Annotated in this window: 17 protein-coding genes and 1 pseudogene; 13 read left to right on the top strand and 5 right to left on the bottom strand. The window is 57.7% G+C overall.

The genetic code is table 11. The annotated features are described in order from the left end of the window. Positions 1-6 precede the first annotated feature (6 nt). Positions 7-447, top strand: coding sequence for a GNAT family N-acetyltransferase (locus RUA4292_RS12065; protein WP_058277791.1), 441 nt, complete (start codon positions 7-9; stop codon positions 445-447). 133 nt (positions 448-580) lie between these two features. After that, positions 581-2,125, top strand: coding sequence for a trimethylamine methyltransferase family protein (locus RUA4292_RS12070; RefSeq protein ID WP_058277792.1), 1,545 nt, complete (start codon positions 581-583; stop codon positions 2,123-2,125). Here the strand turns inward: RUA4292_RS12070 and RUA4292_RS12075 are convergent, their stop codons facing one another. After that, on the bottom strand, positions 2,126-2,425 hold the full coding sequence (locus RUA4292_RS12075) for a DUF6477 family protein (RefSeq protein WP_058277793.1): 300 nt from the start codon (positions 2,423-2,425) through the stop codon (positions 2,126-2,128). It abuts the gene before it with no gap. A gap of 240 nt (positions 2,426-2,665) precedes the next feature. Here RUA4292_RS12075 and RUA4292_RS12080 point away from each other — a divergent pair. Both RUA4292_RS12080 and RUA4292_RS12085 read left to right on the top strand, forming a co-directional pair. Further along, positions 2,666-3,784, top strand: a pseudogene (locus tag RUA4292_RS12080) (DUF6456 domain-containing protein). A gap of 52 nt (positions 3,785-3,836) precedes the next feature. After that, positions 3,837-4,760, top strand: a complete 924-nt coding sequence (locus RUA4292_RS12085; protein WP_058277794.1) for a hydrogen peroxide-inducible genes activator — start codon at positions 3,837-3,839, stop codon at positions 4,758-4,760. 47 nt (positions 4,761-4,807) lie between these two features. Here RUA4292_RS12085 and RUA4292_RS12090 read toward each other — a convergent pair whose 3' ends face one another. After that, the gene (locus RUA4292_RS12090) at positions 4,808-5,356 is read right to left on the bottom strand and encodes a peroxiredoxin (protein WP_058277795.1); all 549 of its coding nucleotides are present in this window, start codon (positions 5,354-5,356) and stop codon (positions 4,808-4,810) included. Between the two features lie 263 nt (positions 5,357-5,619). On the opposite strand from RUA4292_RS12090, the gene lipA reads away from it, so the two are divergent. After that, positions 5,620-6,570 (top strand): lipoyl synthase, encoded by a 951-nt coding sequence (gene lipA / locus RUA4292_RS12095; protein ID WP_058277796.1) that lies wholly within the window; start codon positions 5,620-5,622, stop codon positions 6,568-6,570. After that, the gene (locus RUA4292_RS12100) at positions 6,567-7,721 is read left to right on the top strand and encodes an amidohydrolase (protein WP_058277797.1); all 1,155 of its coding nucleotides are present in this window, start codon (positions 6,567-6,569) and stop codon (positions 7,719-7,721) included. Before lipA ends, RUA4292_RS12100 begins: the two co-directional genes overlap by 4 nt. A 17-nt stretch (positions 7,722-7,738) precedes the next feature. Here RUA4292_RS12100 and hpt read toward each other — a convergent pair whose 3' ends face one another. Further along, entirely contained in the window at positions 7,739-8,281 is a 543-nt protein-coding gene (gene hpt, locus RUA4292_RS12105) for a hypoxanthine phosphoribosyltransferase (RefSeq protein ID WP_058271886.1), read from the bottom strand. 71 nt (positions 8,282-8,352) lie between these two features. Here hpt and RUA4292_RS12110 point away from each other — a divergent pair, with 71 nt between their 5' ends. Then, the gene (locus RUA4292_RS12110) at positions 8,353-8,799 is read left to right on the top strand and encodes a type II toxin-antitoxin system RatA family toxin (protein ID WP_058277798.1); all 447 of its coding nucleotides are present in this window, start codon (positions 8,353-8,355) and stop codon (positions 8,797-8,799) included. Positions 8,800-8,836: 37 nt separating this feature from the next. Continuing rightward, entirely contained in the window at positions 8,837-10,132 is a 1,296-nt protein-coding gene (locus tag RUA4292_RS12115; protein ID WP_058277799.1) for an MmgE/PrpD family protein, read from the top strand. Here the strand turns inward: RUA4292_RS12115 and pyrC are convergent. Continuing rightward, positions 10,129-11,166, bottom strand: a complete 1,038-nt coding sequence (gene pyrC, locus RUA4292_RS12120) for a dihydroorotase (protein ID WP_058277800.1) — start codon at positions 11,164-11,166, stop codon at positions 10,129-10,131. The two genes, RUA4292_RS12115 and pyrC, sit on opposite strands and share 4 nt — an antisense overlap. A 154-nt stretch (positions 11,167-11,320) precedes the next feature. Between pyrC and RUA4292_RS12125 the strand changes: the two genes are divergently transcribed. Together RUA4292_RS12125 and RUA4292_RS12130 are read left to right on the top strand one after the other, a co-directional pair. Continuing rightward, positions 11,321-12,229: an AAA family ATPase gene (locus RUA4292_RS12125; protein WP_058277801.1), complete on the top strand. Its 909-nt coding sequence runs from the start codon at positions 11,321-11,323 to the stop codon at positions 12,227-12,229. Beyond that, on the top strand, positions 12,229-13,485 hold the full coding sequence (locus RUA4292_RS12130; RefSeq protein WP_058277802.1) for a vWA domain-containing protein: 1,257 nt from the start codon (positions 12,229-12,231) through the stop codon (positions 13,483-13,485). The genes RUA4292_RS12125 and RUA4292_RS12130 overlap by 1 nt, the downstream gene beginning before the upstream one ends. A 3-nt stretch (positions 13,486-13,488) precedes the next feature. Here the strand turns inward: RUA4292_RS12130 and RUA4292_RS12135 are convergent, their stop codons facing one another. Beyond that, complete coding sequence (locus RUA4292_RS12135; RefSeq protein WP_082637106.1) at positions 13,489-13,989, bottom strand: hypothetical protein; 501 nt, start codon at positions 13,987-13,989, stop codon at positions 13,489-13,491. A 242-nt stretch (positions 13,990-14,231) separates the two neighbouring features. Between RUA4292_RS12135 and RUA4292_RS12140 the strand changes: the two genes are divergently transcribed. The 3 genes from RUA4292_RS12140 (at position 14,232) to RUA4292_RS12150 (ending at position 16,837) form a co-directional block, all read left to right on the top strand. Then, entirely contained in the window at positions 14,232-15,200 is a 969-nt protein-coding gene (locus tag RUA4292_RS12140) for an XdhC family protein (RefSeq protein ID WP_058277804.1), read from the top strand. After that, positions 15,197-16,198, top strand: a complete 1,002-nt coding sequence (locus tag RUA4292_RS12145) for a molybdopterin-binding protein (RefSeq protein ID WP_058277805.1) — start codon at positions 15,197-15,199, stop codon at positions 16,196-16,198. Before RUA4292_RS12140 ends, RUA4292_RS12145 begins: the two co-directional genes overlap by 4 nt. 153 nt (positions 16,199-16,351) lie before the next feature. Beyond that, positions 16,352-16,837 carry a (2Fe-2S)-binding protein gene (locus RUA4292_RS12150; RefSeq protein ID WP_058277806.1) on the top strand — a complete coding sequence of 162 codons (486 nt, stop codon included), beginning with the start codon at positions 16,352-16,354 and terminating at the stop codon, positions 16,835-16,837. Positions 16,838-16,893 lie beyond the last annotated feature (56 nt).

Raw genomic sequence — 16,893 nt, forward strand, 5'->3', positions numbered from 1 at the left:
CGCGAGATGCCCGAGATCAAACTACGCCGCGCAAGTGCTGTTGATACCGAAGCCGTCACAACCTGTATTGCAGCGGCCTATGCGGATGCACTTCGCGATATTCCTGATCTGCCCGATGTCACGGACGGCGTTGGCGACGATATCGTCGCGCATCAGGCCTGGGTTGCCACGCAGGATGAAGACATCGTCGGGTTTATTGTTTTTGACCAGGTCGATTCTGCGGTGATGATCTTTAACCTTGCCGTATCGCCAAAGGCACAAGGGGCAGGGTTGGCGAGGCGGTTAATCGGAATAGCTGAACAAGATGCTAACGGAACGGGCGCCACTAAGCTCAGGTTGCGAACGCATAAATTGATGCGAGCGACAGTCTCCATGTATCACTACTTGGGCTGGCACGAGAAAGAGGTGAGCGGAAAGACCATCCTGATGGAGAAGGAACTTTCCTGATCAGAGCAAGTGCCTGACGGTTTTGGTTTATGCAGATGTCGCTTTTCCCCCTATAGCGCCGTAAATTAGATGCATTGCCCCAAATGCTTGCTGTAACAAACTGATCAAACCAACCAATAGACGGGATCTTCTCATGGCAGAGGCAAACACCCGGCGTCGGGCAAGAGGTGGCGGTGGCGCCGCCCGCCGGGCCGAACGTACCGCGGTTCGCATCGAAACGGCGAAATACATCGAACGGAATATTCCGAACTTCGAGGTTCTCAACGAAGAAGCGTTGGAAATCATCGAAACCAATGCGGAAACCATTCTGGCCGAAGTCGGCGTTAATTTTGTCGACAACCCAGCCGCGTTGCAGCGCTGGAAAGATGTTGGTGCCGATGTCGATGGTGAACGCGTCCGCATTCCGCGTGGTCTGGCTCGTCAGCTGATCAAAACCGCGCCCAGCGAATTCACGCAGCATGCCCGTAACCCCGAGAAATCGGTTGTCATCGGTGGCCGCAATCTGGTTCTGGCCCCGGTGTACGGCCCACCCTTTGTGCGGGACGCCCAAGGTGGCCGTCGCTATGCGAACATGGAAGATTTCAACAAGTTCGTGAAACTGGCGTATATGTCCAAATGGTTGCACCATTCGGGCGGGACCGTGTGCGAGCCGACAGATATTCCGGTGAACAAGCGTCACCTTGACATGCTGATGGCGCACATGACCTTGTCGGACAAGCCGTTCATGGGCTCGGTCACCGATCCCAGCCGTGCGCAAGATTCGGTTGAGATGTGTGAGATTCTGTTCGGCAAAGAGTTCGTTCAGGAAAACACAGTGATGACCTCGCTGACCAACATCAACTCGCCGATGACCTTCGACGACGTGATGATGGGCGCGCTGGAAGTTTATGCGAAGAACAATCAGGCCTGCATCATCTCGCCCTTTATCGTGGGTGGTGCGATGGCGCCGGTTTCGATTGCAGGGACATTAACGCAGGTTCTGGCCGAAGTTCTGGCTGGTGTCGCGTATAGCCAGATCATCCGTCCGGGTGCGCCTGCGATTTTCGGTGCCTTTGTGTCATCGATCGATATGAACTCTGGCGCGCCGACATTTGGTACGCCCGAGGCTTCGATGGTTACCTACGGTGCGGGCCAGCTGGCGCGACGTCTGAACCTGCCGTTCCGCTCGGCCGGGTCGTTCTGCGGCTCGAAATTGCCTGATGCACAGGCGGCTTATGAGACCGCAAACTCGTTGAACATGGGGCTAATGGCCGGCGTGAACTTCATGCTGCACTCCTGCGGCTGGCTTGAAGGCGGTCTTGTTGCAGACTTAGAAAAGTTCGTCATGGATGCCGACCAGTTGGGCGTTCTGCACGGTCTGGCCAAGGGCGTGGCCTATGATGAAAACGCGCAGGCGATGGATGCGATCCGCGAAGTTGGCCCGGGCGGTCACTATCTGGGCTGTGCCCATACGCAGGCGAATTTTAAAGAAGCGTTCTGGAAGTCCGAGGTCCTGGATTACAAACCCTTTGAGACCTGGGAAGACGAAGGCGGGCGCGACACACGCCAATTGGCCACGTCGCGGGTCGAGCATCTGCTGGCCAATTACCAGCAACCGCAACTCGACCCCGCCGTCAATGAAGCATTGAACGCATACGTGGCGGAAAAGAAAGCATCCATGCCGGATGCCTTCACCTGATCATTGATATAGCGCTGCGCGACTGGCTTTGAACAGTTGCGCCTCGCCCAACAGCGCAATCAGCAGGTCCAAATGGCGGACCAGCGAATAGGCGGCGTCTTCGGCCAGTCTTTGGGCGTTAACCTCTCGTTCCAATTCCAACAGACGAACCAGCGCAGACCCTGTGCCGGGCAGTGATCCGTATCCCAGAACACGCTGAAGATGCCGGTCCCGATCATACTCCTGCGCCCCAATTTTTGCGGCCCGTGCCAACAGGCGTGGGCGGCGGAGCGTTGTAATCATGGTCATCAGGTCCTGCATTTCAGTGTTCCTTTGGTTGAACAGAAGATAGCCATTTGTCACACAACCTAAGCGAGTGTTGCCTTGTGCGGACTCCCTCCGAACTCTGACTTCATGAGTGTTTATGATTTTGAATCAAATCTGGTTGTTGTCTCTCCCGGTTAACGAACGAGTAACGAAAGCGGCTCTAGTTAGGATTGGTTAACACATTCACCGGGGGCGATTGAGAACCGATTGTTTTGTCGACGAGGGCAAGCGACTATGCAAGAAAACATGGCTTTCACCATTCCGGCGTGGGTGCCTGAAGGGGCGCAGAGATACCTGGCGCACACCGAAACCGGTCAATCGATCCGCGACATCGCGCGATCCGTGGGGTGCCATGCGTCAACCATACTCAGACAGATCCGACGTATTGAAATGCGCCGGGACGATCCGTTGGTGGACGCTGCGCTGCAAGCGCTGGCAGAGGTCCATTTCACGGATCAACAGGGGCGTGCTGGATCCCTAAACGAGCCTTTGGGGATTCAGGCCAACGATGCAGCAAACAAGGACGATGAGTTTAACCGCGAAGCTCTTCGAATACTGCGCCGCCCTTGCGAAACCGGCGCGGTTCTGGCTGTGGTGGAAGAGATGGACAAGGCTGTGGTCGTTCGGGACAGCGGCGACAGCGGGACCGCAAGAACTGCGGTCGTCGATTGCACGATTGCACGATTGCGCAAGCGCTGGCTCTGAATGATTGGATATCCTGCGATAATCCCGGACGTACTTCCCGGTATCGCATCTCTTCCTCTGGGCGGTCGGCCTTAAGCCAACTGATCGCCGAGGCCGAGAACAAAGCCCGCGCCAGAAACGAGTTCGGCATGGCCGGAGCGCAATCGCCGTTTCAGGCGCATGGCGAACAAAGAAAGGACAGGTCGTCGCACGGCGCCAGACGTATTCGGTACAGTGCTGCCGAAAGTCCGCTGATCGCGTTGGCGCGCAGGCGGGACAAGGACGGAAAGCCCTTTCTCGACGAAACTCTGGTCGGCGCTGGCGAACGGCTGCGCGAAGACTTTGAACTATCGCAGATCGGTCTGCAGGTTGCCCAAAACTGGGATCACTTTCTAACGGCCGGGGGGGCGGGGAAGTTTCGCAAATGGAACGTATGCAGGCCAGGGATCGTCAGACGCGCGCGCTCGGGTTGAACGTGCCCTGTCGGATCTGGGACCGGTGTTAAGCGACGTGGCACTGCGGTGCTGCTGTTACCTTGAGGGGCTCGAATTAGCCGAAAAACGCATGGGGTGGTCGGCGCGTTCCGGAAAGATCGTGTTGCGCATCGCCCTGCAACGTCTAAAGCGCCATTACGAAGATCAAGCAGAGAAAACTCGCCTGATTGGGTAGAAATTCCATAATTCGCAGTTGAGGTTTCAGGGGGCAGTGATAGGAATTGCCTATGAATTTTACCCTAAGACAGCTTCAGTATTTCAATGCGGTGGCAGATCAGCGCAATTTTGGTCGTGCGGCGCAGTTCTGCCATGTCTCACAACCCGCGCTGTCGGTTCAAATCAAAGCGTTAGAAGAGACCCTGGGCGGGCCGCTGTTCGAACGTCAGGCCCGCGACATACTGCTGACGCCGTTGGGGCGCGACGTGCTGGACTACGCCCGTCAGGTGCTAGGCGCGGCAGACAGGCTGGACCAGTTCGCAAAGGATCATTCCGTTGGGCATCGGTCTTTGGCGATTGGAATCATCCCGACGATTGCGCCTTATCTTTTGCCTGGTGTGCTTGCCGGGCTGCGCACAGCCGACGTCTCCTTGCGGGTGCAGATCCGCGAGGCCCGGACCGAGCGCTTGCTGGCCATGTTGCGGGCCGGGCAAATCGATGCCGGTGTGATGGCCTTGCCGGCCGGTGGCAGCGAATTGTTCGAATTGCCGCTTTTTGAGGATCGCTTTCTGCTTGCCGGAAGCGCGGGGCGCCTTGGGACGGTACACTCAGACCCCGATGCCTTGCGCCCGGTGGATTTGCAGACCGCGCAGTTGATGTTGCTGGATGACGGGCATTGCCTGACAGATCAGGCGCTTGAGGTCTGTGGTCAAGACAGAGGCAGCGGTTTGATCAATATGGGGGCGTCCTCATTGGCGACTTTGTCGCGACTGGTTGCCGAAGGGTTTGGTCTGACACTCATGCCTGAACTCGCGGCGCGCTCGGAAACCGAAGCAGTTCCGGGGCTCAAACTCATGCGGTTCGGGGCACCGCAGCCTGCGCGGACGGTGGGGTTGGTCCGGCGCCTTTCGACGGGACATGAAGACTGGTTCGACAGTCTTGCGGAAGTCATCCGGCGTGTTGGCGACGATATCGTAACCGCGACCCGCCATTAAAAAAGGCCCGCCAGAGGCGAGCCTTTGATACGTCAGCCTGACAATTGTTATGCCAGTGCCGGTTCTTTGGCTTCTTCCAGGTGCTTCATCAGGGTCTCCGGGGCCGAAACGCCATAGGGGTCTTCTGGGCAGTTGTCCATCAGGCCGGGCTCTTCGAACCAAGCTGCGACAACACCATCGGTTACGATGGCAGCGTAGCGCCACGAACGCATGCCAAAGCCCAAGTTTTCCTTGTCGACCAGCATGCCCATTTTGCGGGTAAATTCGCCCGAACCGTCAGGGATGACTTTGACGTTTTTCAGGCCCTGATCCTGTGCCCATTTGTTCATGACAAAGCTGTCATTCACGGACATGCAGTAGATTTCATCGATGCCCTTGGCAGTGAAATCGGCATACCCGTTTTCGAAACCGGGCAGTTGGAAGGTCGAGCATGTGGGTGTGAACGCACCGGGCAGGGAAAACAGGATGACACGCTTGCCTGCGAAGTAATCCGCGGTTGTTTTGTCTTCCCAACGGAACGGGTTGGATCCTTCGATTGCTTCGTCGCGGACACGGGTGTGGAAAGTAACGGAAGGCAGTTTTGCGCCGGTTTTCATCTGCGGGCTCCTGTGATTCACATTAGAATTATTGGTGACTTAAAACAGTTCTAAACCGCCTTCAACGCTATAAATGCTGCATTTGCGATATAACTTTAAGTAACAGTAAACATAGGATAAATCCTGCTACTATGTTTGAAGCGCGGCGCGACTTCTTCGGTTGCAAACCTGCTATGCATGGCGGGTATGCCCGGGTGGCATAGTCTGCGCGGGCGTATTATGTTAGGGCAAAGCAAATTGACCCAAAGTCAGGAAAGCCAGCCGTGCGTGATCTGAAGATCCCAGAACAACGTCATCCCGAAAAAGCGCATCGTCCAGACAATGCGCAGCCTAAGAAGCCCAAGTGGATACGCGTCAAGGCCCCCGGCGGAAAGGGTTATGCCGAGACGCACAAGATCATGCGTGAAAATAATCTGGTCACTGTCTGTGAAGAGGCCGGATGCCCAAATGTCGGCGAATGCTGGAGCCAGGGCCACGCCACCATGATGATCATGGGCGAGATCTGTACGCGCGGCTGTACCTTCTGTAACATTGCGACAGGACGTCCGGACTCGTTGGATGCGTTTGAACCGGGGCGCGTGGCGCATGCGGTTGAAAAGCTGGGTTTGAACCACGTCGTGATCACATCTGTTGACCGCGATGATCTGAAGGACGGCGGTGCCGATCATTTCGCACAGACGATACGCGCGGTGCGGCACCGGTCGCCGAAGACGACCATTGAAATCCTGACACCTGATTTCCTGAAATGTGACTCTTCCGTTCTTGAAACTGTCGTCGAGGCCAAGCCGGACGTGTTCAACCACAATCTCGAAACCGTACCCGGCCTGTACCTCGAAGTGCGTCCCGGTGCGCGTTATTTCCACTCGTTGCGGCTGTTGCAGCGCGTCAAAGAGCTGGACCCATCGATCTTTACTAAATCAGGAATCATGGTCGGCCTGGGTGAGAACGAGCAAGAAGTCCGGCAAGTCATGGATGACATGCGCGCTGCCGATATCGACTTTCTAACCATCGGTCAGTATCTGCAGCCCACGCCCAAACACCATGGTGTGGATCGGTTCGTGACGCCGGAAGAATTCGCATCCTACGAAAAGGCTGCTTATGGCAAAGGGTTCCTGATGGTGTCCGCGACACCTCTGACCCGGTCGTCCTATCACGCGGGGGATGACTTTGCCCGGTTGCGTGAGGCTCGCCAGAAAAAGCTGGAACAGGGGTGACACCCGAAGCGCACGCGCGGCTGACACGCCTGCGCCACGACCTGCATCAATATCCCGAACTTTCCGGGGGCGAGCGTGAGACCGCTGCCCGTATGACAGAGCTTTTGCGGGGATTCGGTGCGGACCGTGTGCTTACCGGATTGGGGGGGCATGGCGTTGCCGCGGTTTTTGACAGTGGGCAGGCTGGGCCAACCGTTGGTATCCGGTGCGAATTGGATGGGCTGCCGATTCAAGAACTTGGCACGCACCCCTACGTGTCGAAGGTTCCGGGCAAAGGGCATCTGTGTGGCCATGATGGGCACATGGCGATGGTGCTTGGCGTTGCCGAAGACCTGGCGCGCCACCGTCCCCAAAAGGGTCGGGTGGTGTTGATCTTTCAACCGGCTGAGGAAACCGGGCAGGGCGCTATCGCCTTTCGCGCGGACCCCCAATTCGCGCAAATCGCGCCGGACTACGTGTTCTCTCTGCACAACCTGCCGGGGTTGGAACTCGGCGCCGTTGAGTTGTGTCAGGGTTCGGCTAACTGCGCCTCGCGCGGGATGAAAATTATCCTGGCCGGCAAGACATCCCATGCGGCTGCGCCTCAGGATGGGATTTCCCCGGCTGAGGCGATGTCCGAACTGGTTTCGAAGCTGGCGGGTTTAGGCGCAGGCGGCGCGTTGGATGCCGATTTTGCGCTGACAACTGTGACGCATGCCCGTTTGGGAGAGCCGACTTTCGGCGTCGCTCCGGGGCGGGCCGAGATCTGGGTAACCTTGCGCACCGTTTCAGACGCTCGGATGCAAACGCTGATGACCGAGGCCGAGGCGCTAGCGCGCCGCGCCGTATCCGCCGACAGTCTGGAGGTTGAGATCACCTATGACGATGTCTTCGAGGCCTGTGTCAATCACAGCGACGCGGTGAACATCATCGCAACGGCCTGCGCCGAGCGTGGAGTACCGTTCCATTCAACAGAGACGCCGCAAAAGTTCTCAGAAGATTTCGGGCAATTTGGGAAAGGCGCGAAAACGGCGATGTTCTGGCTGGGCGCAGGGCAGGGTCACCCGCAATTGCATAACCCTGACTATGATTTCCCAGACGCGTTGATACCTGTTGGAACCGCGGTTTTCCTGTCGGCTATCCGGCAGGTTTTAGGCGACGCCCAAGCCTGAACTGGGGGTAAACCGGTTTAGTCTTCGACAAATCGAACTTTGCCAATGAATGGCAAGTTGCGATTGCGCTGCGCGTAGTCGATCCCGTAACCCACAACAAATTCGTCCGGAATTTCAAAGCCGATCCAATCGGAACGGAAATCGACCTCGCGCCGGCTGGGTTTGTCCAGCAAGGCAATGGACTTAAGTCGGCTTGGTTTGCGGCTGCGCAATAGTTTTGTGACGTGGTTCAGCGTGTGGCCGGTGTCGACGATATCCTCGACCGCTAAAACATCGCGCCCTTCAATCGCGCCGCGTAAGTCTTTAAGAATACGTACTTCCCGACTGCTTTCCATAGCGTCTCCATACGAGGATACTTCGAGGAAATCGACTTCGATCGGCAGGTCCAGCTCGCGCACCAGATCCGCGATGAAGACGAAACTGCCGCGCAGCAAGCCGACCACGATCAGCTTGTCGGTATCTCCGAATTCTGCCGTGATTTCGCGGCATAATTCCTCGATTCGGGCTGCAATCGCTTTGGCCGAGATCATCGTATCTATCACATATGCGCGGTCGCTCATCGCTGCCCCCTTGATCTTTGGCGCGCAACATACGACATGACGCGCCATTGTCACCTGAAAAACCGGACGCCATGCCTACTCATTCGGAAACACGTCACCTTCCTTACACTGCTCAGCAGATGTACGAGCTGGTCGCGGACGTGGCAAAGTATCCCGAGTTTCTGCCTTGGTGCGCAGCCGCCCGCATTCGTCGGACCTATGCGGCGGGTGAGGCGCAGGTCATGGAAGCAGATCTGGTGATCTCGTTCAAAGTGTTTCGCGAACGGTTCGGCAGCCGGGTGACATTGTTTGCCGATCAGAAAAGAATCGACACCGAATATCTGGACGGACCATTCAAATACATGAATTCCAACTGGCAGTTCGCCGACGCTGATGATGGCGGATGCAACATCACTTTCCACGTGGATTTCGAATTCAAGAACGCCATCCTGCAAGGCATCATCGGTGTGGTCTTCAACGAGGCCATGCATCGGATCGTTCAAGCCTTTGAGACCCGCGCGAAGGACTTGTACAGCTAGGTCTTTACCCCGAGTTGGCGGTCGCTAGACTGCGTCCATGACCGATTTTACCACATCACTGGCAGCCTTCGCGGCGGGGCCCATCACGACGACTTTGCAGACGCGGGTCGTTACGTCTCTTTCTGTTTTGGACTGGATAGCTGTCGGGCGTGCCGGAGTTGATGAGCCTGTTTCCCGGACAGTGCGCGACCTTGTGTTTGGCGAAGAGGGGGCGGAACAAGCGCGCCTTTTTGGTGGAGGTGGGGCACCCCTGCGCGGTGCTGCCTTGGTAAACGGAACCGTGTCGCATGCCCTGGATTATGATGACACGCATTTCGCCCATATCGGGCATCCATCGGTTGCCGTCCTTCCGGCGGCGCTGGCCTTAAGCGAGTGGGACGACCGTATTCTGGTCGATTTCCTTGAGGCAGCCTTGGTTGGGATGGAGACATCCATTCGGATCGGCCTCTGGCTGGGGCGCGATCACTATCAGGCGGGCTTTCACCAGACCGCCACGTCTGGCGCGTTTGGTGCAGCTGTCGCTGCAGGGCGCATACTGGGGTTCGACGTCGAACAGATGCGAAAAGTTCTGGGCCTGACGGCGACTAGGGCTGCCGGTCTAAAGGCGCAATTCGGAACGATGGGAAAACCTTATAACGCGGGTCTTGCGGCCTCTGCCGGGGTTGAGGCAGCTTTGTTGGTGGCATCGGGATTCGATCCCAATTCAGACGCGCTGGAAGGGTCCTATGGATTTGGCGCGACGCATAAAGGTCAGTCTGACATTGCAGCCTCATTGGATGGGCTGGGTGCGGAATGGCTTTTTGAAAGCGTCAGTCACAAGTTTCATGCCTGTTGCCACGGATTGCACGCCGCGCTTGAGGCCGCGCGCGACCTGGATATCGCCGAACCGGAAGTCGCCGAGATCAAGATCAAGACGCATCCAAGGTGGATGAGCGTCTGCAACCAGACATCCCCGACAACTGGCCTTGGTGCCAAGTTCTCATATCGGACGGTGATTGCGATGCAGGCGCTTGGCTATGATACGGCCCTGCCAGGCAGCTATTCAGACAAGACATGCGCCGACCCGCGACTGGTATCCTTGCGGGACCGAGTCTCTGTCGAAGCGGATGACAGCTTGTCAGAAACGCAGGCGCAGCTGACCTTGTTGCGCCGGGATGGGGCAAGGCGCGAGGCTACGCATGACCTGTTGGCCCCGATGACTTTGTCAGATCGTGAGGACCGGGTGCGCGGCAAGGCCAACAAGCTGATCGGAACAGATGACGCGGACGCGGTCTGGTCGATGCTGCGCACCGGAGGCCGCGCCCGCGATTTGTCTGCGTTGCTGGAGGGTTAAGTCACGCGCCAATGTAGCGGGAAACCCGGTTCAAACACTGTGACCGGACCTTCGTCGCAGTCGATCTTGTCCGGGTATTCCACCGGTTCGCCTTTGGTCAGGGTGATGGTTTCCTCATTCACCGGAAGGCGATAGAAGGCCGGGCCGTTCAGAGACACAAAGCCTTCCAGCTTGTCCAAAGCGCCCTCGCGGTCAAACATCTCGGCCACAAGTGACATTGTATTGGTCGCCGTGAAACATCCCGCACACCCGCAGGCCATTTCCTTGTTGGCGTCGGTATGGGGAGCGCTGTCAGTACCCAGGAAATACCGCGCATCGCCCGAGGTTGCAGCCGCCAGCAGAGCCAGTCGATGTTCTTCACGCTTGGCGACAGGCAGGCAATAGTAATGCGGCTTGATTCCACCAACGAGGATATGGTTGCGGTTGATAATCAGGTGGTGTGCCGTGATCGTTGCACCCAGATCCTTGTCGTTGGATTTGACATAATCGACACCGTTCGCGGTCGTGATGTGCTCCATCACCACACGCAGTCCGGGAGTGGCCTTGCGGATCGGATCCAGAACACGGTCGATGAACACAGCTTCGCGGTCAAAGATGTCGATTTCGGCGTCGGTCACCTCACCATGCACACACATGGGCAGTCCGATCTCGGCCATCTTTTCCAGCACCGGGCGCACTTTGTCGAAATCCTGTACGCCCGAGGCAGAGTTGGTCGTCGCGCCCGCCGGGTACAGTTTGACCGCTTTGACCAGACCGCTGGCATGGGCTGCTGCCATATCTTCGGGGTCGGTATCTTCGGTCAGGTATAGGGTCATCAACGGGTCGAACGTCATGCCTTCGGGCAGCGCGGCCAATATGCGGTCGCGATAGGCGGCGGCCTGATCGCCGCGCACGACGGGCGGCACAAGGTTCGGCATGATGATCGCGCGGGCAAAATGACGCGCGGTTTCGGGCAGGACGGCCTGCAACATCGCGCCATCGCGCAGGTGCAGATGCCAGTCGTCGGGGCGGCGGATCGTGAGGGTATCGGTCATGGCCTTCCGCTAGCACAGCGGACCCGGCGGTGAAAGACCTTCAATTCGGTCCCAGACCTTGTCAATCAGTCCGATCGTCGTAAGTCCCGGAAAGAACACGGCCTTGACGCGCGCGATCCCCCATGAACTGTTGTGGCAAGGGAGAGATCGAAACATGACACAGCCAGATTCCATCGACGCCGTCCAATCCATGTTGGGTTCACAGGGCTATGTCTGCGGGCGCGCGCTGGCGACGGTGGTGTTCCTGTCCCTGAAACTGGGCCGACCACTGTTTCTGGAAGGTGAGGCCGGGGTGGGCAAGACCGAGATCGCCAAGGCCCTTGCCGCCGGTCTGAACCGGCGCTTGATCAGGTTGCAATGTTACGAAGGTCTGGATGCCTCTTCCGCTGTTTATGAATGGAACTTTCCGGCGCAGATGGTTGCGATCCGCACGGCCGAAGCCTCGGGCGGGGCGGATCGGGGCAGATTGCAGACCGAACTATTCTCGGACGAGTACCTGATCGAACGCCCGCTGCTGCAGGCAATGCGCCCGGATGAGCATGGTGCGCCGGTCCTGTTGATCGACGAGCTTGATCGCACAGACGAACCCTTCGAGGCGTTCCTGCTCGAAGCGCTCAGCGATTTTCAGGTCACGATTCCTGAACTGGGCACGGTCAAAGCACCGGAGCCGCCCATCGTTATCGTCACCTCGAACCGCACACGTGAGGTGCATGATGCACTAAAAAGACGTTGCCTCTATCATTGGGTCGACTACCCCGATTTCGACCGAGAAATCGAAATCCTGCACGCGCGCGCGCCGGAAGCTGCCGAAGCGCTTAGTCGTGAGGTCGTGGCCTTTGTTCAGCATCTACGCACCGAAGACCTGTTCAAGAAACCGGGTGTGGCTGAGACGATAGATTGGGCCAAATGCCTGCTTGCGCTGGACGTCATCAACCTCAGCCCCGAAGTGATCGGAGACACCCTGGGTGCAATCTTGAAATACCAGGACGACATCCAGAAATTGCAGGGCTCCGAGGCGAAACGAATACTGGATCAAGCCAAAGCGTCGCTGGAACCAGCCTGATGGCTGAACAGCTTCCGATCGACATTCCGGACAACCCCAAGCTGGCGCAAAACATCACTCATTTTGCGCGGGCGTTGCGTAAGGCCGGGTTACCGATTGGGACGGGTCGAGTGGTGGATGCCATTCGCGCGGTTCAGGCGGCGGGGTTCACGGAAAAACAGGATTTCTACTGGACATTGCACGCCTGTTTCGTGAACCGCCCGGAACACCGCACTATATTTGCGCAGGTCTTTCGCCTCTATTGGCGTGACCCCCGATATCTTGAGCACATGATGTCCATGATGCTGCCGGCTATTCGCGGCGTGCAGGAAGAACGCAAGGCTGACGCAGCCGAAAAGCGCGCGGCCGAGGCGTTGTTGGACGGGGTTGAACGTGATCTGCCCGAAGTGGCTGAGCAGGAAGAAGAAACCGAGTTAGAAATCGACGCCTCGCAAACGGCGTCCTCCGAGGAACGTCTGCGCAGTCTGGACTTTGAGCAGATGAGCACCGCCGAGATCGCGCAAGCTAAGCGCATGCTGTCGCGGCTTGCTCTGCCGGTAAAGCCGATAGAGTCCCGGCGCGGTCAGTCCAGCCACCTGGGGCATCGCATCGACCGGGCGCGGACATTGCGCGCCGCGATGCGTCAGGGTGGAGAGTTGCGCGATATTGCTAAGCTCAAGCCGAAACCTCGATGGCCCAATCTTGTCGTGCTTTGCGATATCTCGGGGTCGATGAGCCAGTACAGCCGGATCGTCCTGCATTTCCTGCATGCGGTGTCGAACGCCAAAGGGGCAGGCTGGGCCAAGGTTCACGCATTCACTTTTGGGACGCGTCTGACGAATATCACCCGTCATCTTCAGCAGCGCGATGTAGATGCGGCTCTGGCCGCCGCTGGGGCTGAGGCTCAGGATTGGGAAGGGGGAACGCGGATTGGCGAGTGTCTGCACGCGTTCAACCGCGATTGGTCGCGGCGGGTCATGGGGCAGGGTGCTGTGGTCCTATTGATCTCGGACGGGCTGGATCGCGGAGACCCCGAGGCGTTGGGTAAAGAGACGGAGCGATTACACCTGTCTGCGCGTCGTCTGATTTGGTTGAATCCATTGCTACGGTGGGATGGGTTCGCGCCCAAAGCGCAGGGCGTCGCGGCCATGCTGCCCCATGTTGACAGTTTCCGCGCCGGCCATTCGATTGCGTCGCTCGAAGATCTGGCCAATGTCATCTCGAAACCCGATGACGTGGGTGAGAAAGCGCGGTTGTTGTCCGCGCTTTCCGACTGAGTATCAGCTTAGCTGTTCTTCGTTGCACTTGCGGGCCATTTCCATGGCTTTGTAAGTGCCGGTCAGATCAACGGTGAAGGCAAATTCCTTTTCCGGGAACACAACCATGACCTTTTGCTTGGCGAGGTCATCGGCGAATTGGGGATCGTCGGACAGGACGTAACCACCTGAGTAACCCTTGGTGATGTTGCCTTTCATACCGGTTGCTTCACCAACATAGATGTTGTCGCCCAGCAGGACCGCGACAGCTTCTTTTTCACCGCGCTTGATGTCGGTCTTGGCCTTGGTGAAGACGCCAACATAGCCCACGCCACGATCTTCGGTCAGGCCCATCTGAACGACGTTTTCAGCGTCATCAACAGCTTCGATCAGGCAGGATTTCTTGTCCTCGTCAATAAATACTTTCCAACCTTCAACCTCGCCGTAACGCAGGAACGTGTCTGCGGATGCAACGCTTGCGGTGAACAGGCCAAGTGCCATTCCGAGTGTAAAAATGCGTTTCAACTCTCTGTCTCCATTGTCAAAAATTAATATGCGCATACTGGAATGCAGCAGCTACGCATGTAGGCTAGAATCTGGGCCGGGTGCAATCAATGATTTGTGGGCTGCTTGGTAATCTGGGCTTGTATACGCCGATGCAATTCTGAGTTTAACAGACAGGTCGAACATCCGGTATTCGCCTTAAGGCTTACTTTTCATTGCGCCAAACCTGCCTATGTTGGTTCAGAACACGCCGGGAGGGCGCAATGGACAGATTCGACAACAGCCCAGAGACGGCCCTTAAATGGCATTCCGAGGGTAACCCAACCGCTCTGGCCACGGTGGTTGAAACCTGGGGCAGCGCGCCGCGCCGCGTCGGCGCACAGTTGGTGATCGCCGCAGACGGGCGGATCGAAGGGTCGGTATCCGGCGGCTGTGTCGAAGGCGCGGTCATCGTCGAAGCGCTTGAGGCGATGGACGAAGGTGATGCGCGCCTGTTGGAATTTGGCGTCAGCGATGAGGACGCTTTTGCCGTGGGTTTGGCCTGTGGCGGAACGATCCGCGTTTTAGTTGAACCTATCGGTTCGGTCCTGCCAGAATCCATGTTGCGAGATCTGGTCAAAGCCCGCGCACAGCGGGAACCGGTGGCCTATGAAGTTAATACCGAAACCGGTCACCGGGCTTTGCGCCGCAACGCTTATCCGGTTCGAATGCGGATGGACCGATCAGGTTTTGAAGAAGGCGGACAGACATTTGTTGCGGTTCATAACCCACCGCTACGCTTAATAATTGTCGGCGCAGTGCACATTGCGCAGGCGCTGGTTCCGATGGCCCGGATCGCAGGATATGATCCGGCCATCATCGACCCGCGCGATGCCTTTGCCTCTGGTGCCCGATTCCCGGGCGAAACCATCCTGACTGATTGGCCGGACGAGGCGGTCGCCAAGCTGGGCATGGATACGCGAACCGCTGTTGTCTTGCTGACGCATGACCCCAAATTGGACGACCCGGCTTTGGAGTCTGCCTTGAAGGCGGGCGTGTTTTATATCGGCGCTCTGGGGTCCACGCGTACCCATGCCAAGCGGGTTGCTCGCATGAAAGAGGCGGGTTTTACGGACGAACAGATTGCCCAGATCCACGGACCGATTGGATTGGACATCGGCGCGGCGGGCCCGTCCGAGATCGCGGTGGCCATCCTTGCCCAGATGACGGCCGTGCTGCGGGGCAAGGCGTGAAATTCGGTCCCGTTCCTGTCGCCGAGGCCACCGGCGCGATCCTTGCACACTCCGTCCAGGTTCAGGATGCCAAGTTGCGCAAAGGATTGCTGCTGACTGCTGAACATGCGGCTCATCTGGGTGCAGCTGGATATGATGAGGTCACGGTTGCGCAACTTGAGCCCGGCGATTGCCATGAGGATGAAGCAGCTGAAATGTTGGCCGCTGCACTTGCGCCTGATCCAGATGCCGCCGAATTACGGGTAACGCAGCCGTTTACCGGGCGCGTGAACCTGCTGGCCGACGGGCCGGGTGTTGTCGAATTGGACGTTGCGGCCCTGCAGGAGTTCAACTGCGTTAACCCGATGATCACAGTAGCGACGGTGCCGCAATATCAACAGATGGGCCCGGGTGGGATGGTCGCCACGATCAAGGTGATATCCTACGCCGTTCCAAAGGATGACGTCGTGCAGGCCGCTGGTCTGGCCAGGGCTTCGATTCGTCTGATGGCACCGGTACATAAAACGGCAGGGCTGATCGTAACGGATATTCCCGGAGGCCCCCCCAACGAAAAGGGGATCGCCGCCATTCGCGGCCGGGTAGAAACCCTTGGCATGGACCTCAGCGATGTACGGATTGTTCCACACAAAGCCGAACCGCTGTCGCGGGCTATCTCAGAGGCTGCCGGTGACATTGTGATGATCCTGACCGGCTCTGCCACATCTGATGTTTTTGATGTTGCACCCCAGGCCGTGCGGGCGGCTGGCGGTCAGGTGGACAGGTTCGGAATGCCTGTCGATCCCGGCAATCTGCTGTTTCTTGGATCACTCGGCCCAAGGCCAGTAATCGGATTGCCCGGATGCGCCCGTTCGCCTGCATTGAACGGCGCGGATTGGGTCCTGTCGCGGGTTGCTTGCGGGATCGAAACAACCGGCGCGGACATTGCGGGGATGGGCGTCGGCGGGCTGTTGAAAGAAATCCCGACGCGTCCGCAACCACGCGCGTCGCGCAAAAGGTGATGTGGCAGATTTTAGCTTTTCTTCTTAGGCGGCTATGTAAGAAAAGACGACCCCTACGAACGTCGGATATTGGCGCTAAATATTTTTGTTCTCAAACAAATTTTCCCGTGTTTAACTTGGCGACAGCGATAAAAGCCAATAGGGGAGGATCTTATGACCAAGGTCTCAATGACCGTGAACGGTAAGACCGTCAGCGGTGACGTAGAAGGGCGGACGTTGTTGTCCGGTTTTCTACGCGAGAATCTCAATCTCACCGGCACTCATGTGGGTTGCGACACAGCGCAATGCGGCGCGTGCGTCGTGCATGTGAACGGAGAGGCGGTGAAGTCCTGCAATATGCTGGCGCTTGAGGCAGACGGGGCTGATGTTGGAACGATCGAAGGCCAGGCTAACCAGGATGGCTCGCTGAACGTGATTCAGCAGGCATTTCAGGACCATCACGGCCTGCAATGCGGTTTCTGCACACCGGGAATGGTCATGAGTGCTGCAGCACTGCTGAAAGAAAACCCGCGCCCGACCGAAGTCGAGGTGCGCAAGTATCTGGAAGGCAACTTGTGCCGTTGCACCGGCTACCACAACATTGTCAAGGCGATCATGGCCGCATCTGGTCAGGACGTCAGCAGCATCGCTGCCGAATGATGCCGCTGCGGGCGTCCGATGAAGCGCCCGTGGGAAGACATAGGATGCACAGCATC

It is taken from the genome of Ruegeria atlantica (assembly GCF_001458195.1).
Classification (GTDB): Bacteria; Pseudomonadota; Alphaproteobacteria; order Rhodobacterales; family Rhodobacteraceae; genus Ruegeria; species Ruegeria atlantica.

Excerpts from the sequence above, each read along its gene's own strand:
- RUA4292_RS12140 (WP_058277804.1), top strand. The coding sequence starts at position 14,232 with ATGGACAGATTCGACAACAGCCCAGAGACGGCCCTTAAATGGCATTCC.
- RUA4292_RS12075 (WP_058277793.1), bottom strand. The coding sequence starts at position 2,425 with ATGCAGGACCTGATGACCATGATTACAACGCTCCGCCGCCCACGCCTG.
- pyrC (WP_058277800.1), bottom strand. The coding sequence starts at position 11,166 with ATGACCGATACCCTCACGATCCGCCGCCCCGACGACTGGCATCTGCAC.
- RUA4292_RS12065 (WP_058277791.1), top strand. The coding sequence starts at position 7 with ATGCCCGAGATCAAACTACGCCGCGCAAGTGCTGTTGATACCGAAGCC.
- RUA4292_RS12085 (WP_058277794.1), top strand. The coding sequence starts at position 3,837 with ATGAATTTTACCCTAAGACAGCTTCAGTATTTCAATGCGGTGGCAGAT.
- RUA4292_RS12110 (WP_058277798.1), top strand. The coding sequence starts at position 8,353 with ATGCCTACTCATTCGGAAACACGTCACCTTCCTTACACTGCTCAGCAG.
- RUA4292_RS12070 (WP_058277792.1), top strand. The coding sequence starts at position 581 with ATGGCAGAGGCAAACACCCGGCGTCGGGCAAGAGGTGGCGGTGGCGCC.
- RUA4292_RS12130 (WP_058277802.1), top strand. The coding sequence starts at position 12,229 with ATGGCTGAACAGCTTCCGATCGACATTCCGGACAACCCCAAGCTGGCG.
- hpt (WP_058271886.1), bottom strand. The coding sequence starts at position 8,281 with ATGAGCGACCGCGCATATGTGATAGATACGATGATCTCGGCCAAAGCG.
- RUA4292_RS12090 (WP_058277795.1), bottom strand. The coding sequence starts at position 5,356 with ATGAAAACCGGCGCAAAACTGCCTTCCGTTACTTTCCACACCCGTGTC.
- RUA4292_RS12115 (WP_058277799.1), top strand. The coding sequence starts at position 8,837 with ATGACCGATTTTACCACATCACTGGCAGCCTTCGCGGCGGGGCCCATC.
- RUA4292_RS12125 (WP_058277801.1), top strand. The coding sequence starts at position 11,321 with ATGACACAGCCAGATTCCATCGACGCCGTCCAATCCATGTTGGGTTCA.
- RUA4292_RS12150 (WP_058277806.1), top strand. The coding sequence starts at position 16,352 with ATGACCAAGGTCTCAATGACCGTGAACGGTAAGACCGTCAGCGGTGAC.